Consider the following 2,259-nt stretch of genomic DNA (forward strand, 5'->3'; position numbering starts at 1 on the left):
CACACACGACCGAGACGCCTGAGGACGCGCCGCTGGAAGCCGGCGAGACCTATCGGGCGGACCTGAAGGCCAAGGCGCGAAAGCCGCGCCGGTGGCTGAAGTGGGTGTGGCTGTCGCTGCTCGCCGTCTGCATCGTCACCGCGGTGGCGGCGACCAGCGGCTGGATCTACGTCAAGCAGACCTACCTGGCCGGCCTGCCGGAGATCCCCGACAAGGAAGAGCTCTACAAGTCCAAGCGCGCGCCGGGCATTCGCTTCCTGGACCGCCGGGGCCAGCTGATCGCCGAGCGAGGCCCGAGGTTCGGCGACCGGGTCGCCCTGAACCAGCTGCCCGACCACGTGGTGAAGGCCTTCCTCGCCGCCGAGGACGAGCGGTTCTACGAGCACGGCGCGCTGGACTACCAGGGCCTGGCGCGGGCGGCCTGGATCAACTGGCGAGAGGGACGCGTCGTGCAGGGCGGCTCCACGCTCACCCAGCAGCTGGTCAAGGACCTGTTCCTCACCCCCGAGCGCAGCCTGAAGCGAAAGATCCAGGAGGCCGCCCTCGCCTACCGGGTCGAGGAGAAGCTGACCAAGAACGAAATCCTGGAACTCTACCTGAACCGGCTGTTCTTCGGCGCCAACACCTATGGCGTCGACGGCGCGGCGCGGACCTATTTCGGCAAGCCCGCCAGTCGGCTGACGCTGGGCGAGGCGGCTCTGCTCGCTTCCCTGCCCAAGGCGCCCTCGAGACTGGCGCTCAACAGGGACATGAGCGGGGCGATGGCCCGCGGGCGGCTGATCCTGGCCTCGATGGCCCGGGCCGGCTGGATCACGCCGGAAGAGGCCCGAGAGGCGCTCGCGGAGCCGCCAAAGCTCGCCGACCGCACCGGCGGCGAGGGCGATTTCGGCTATGTGCTGGACCACGCCACCGCCGAGGCCGTGCGGCTGGTCGGCGACGATGCGCCGAGCCTGATCGTGCGCTTGTCGATCGACCCTGACATGCAGAAGGCCGGCGCCGAGATCCTGCGCGAAGTGGTTGAGGCGCAAGGGCGCGGCCGCGGCGCGACCCAGGGCGCCGTCGTGGCCCTGGCGCCCGACGGCGCCATCCGGGCGATGGTCGGCGGCCTCGACTACGGCGACAGCTCGTTCAACCGGGCGATCCAGGCAAAACGCCAGCCGGGCTCGACGTTCAAGCCGTTCGTGTTCGCCGCCGCGCTGGAGGCCGGGGCGATGCCGACCGACGTCAAGCTCGACGAGCCGATCAAGATCGGCGACTGGGACCCGGGCAACTACGGCGGCGGCTATTCCGGCCCGGTGACCCTGGAGACGGCGCTCGCCAAGTCGATCAACACCGTCGCGGTCCAGCTGGCCCAGGAAGCCGGCCCGGACTCGGTCGCGGTGTTGGCCCGCCGCTTCGGCCTGGACAGCATCCCCGACCACCCGAACCTGTCGGTGGCGCTGGGGGCTTACGAGGTCACCCTGCTGGAGTTGACCAGCGGCTTTTCGGTGTTCGCCAACGGCGGCTACCGGACCCAGTCCTACCTCATCGAGGAGATCACCTCCCCGCTCGGCCAGCAGCTCTACGTCCACCCGCCGAGCGCGCCGGCCTACGCCTACGACTCGGCCCGCGCCGGGCAGATGGTGCGGATGCTGAAGAAGGTGGTGACCGGCGGCACCGGCACGCGGGCGGCCTTCGATTGGCCCTCGGCCGGCAAGACCGGCACCAGCCAGGACTGGCGCGACGCCTGGTTCATCGGCTTCACCCCGGAGCTGACCGCCGGCGTGTGGCTCGGCGACGACGGCGGCAAGCCGATGAGGCAGGTCACCGGCGGCGAGCTGCCGGCCGAAATCTGGCGCCGCTTCATGGTCGCCGCCCACCAGGGCATGAGCCCCCGCGACTTCGACTGGGTAGGCATCGAGCCCGAGCCGGAGCTGCAGACCGCCGAGCGCAACGCCTTCTACGAGATGCTCTCCGCCGAGTTCAGCCGCGCCGCCGCTGTCGCCGAACCCGAGGCGGCGCTGGCCGACGACGAGGCCCTGAGGACCGAGCCGATCTCGATCGAGTAGCTCCTCGCCGCCTCCAAGGGGAGGCTGGACGCGGACGGGTGGGGAGTCTCGGGCTCCGGCGCTGATCGCCAGCTCCCTGTCAGGCCATAACGCCCCCACCCGTTCTCTTCGGGACCATCCTCCCCATGAAGGGGAGGGAATGCCGCCTTCCCCTTTCCCGCCGCCGCCTCTATGTCCACGCCCCAATGCGCGCGCCCCCTCCCCTGCTGGC

Annotated in this window: 1 protein-coding gene; it reads left to right on the forward strand. The window is 70.6% G+C overall.

Annotation, left to right across the window (positions count from 1 at the left end; translation table 11 throughout):
* Positions 1–2,048, forward strand: a 2,048-nt coding sequence (locus VHK87_RS07425) for a PBP1A family penicillin-binding protein (RefSeq protein ID WP_329634266.1), incomplete at its 5' end; no start/stop codon positions are given.
* Between the last annotated feature and the right edge of the window lie 211 nt (positions 2,049–2,259).

It is taken from the genome of Phenylobacterium sp. (assembly GCF_036263695.1).
Lineage (GTDB): Bacteria > Pseudomonadota > Alphaproteobacteria > Caulobacterales > Caulobacteraceae > Phenylobacterium.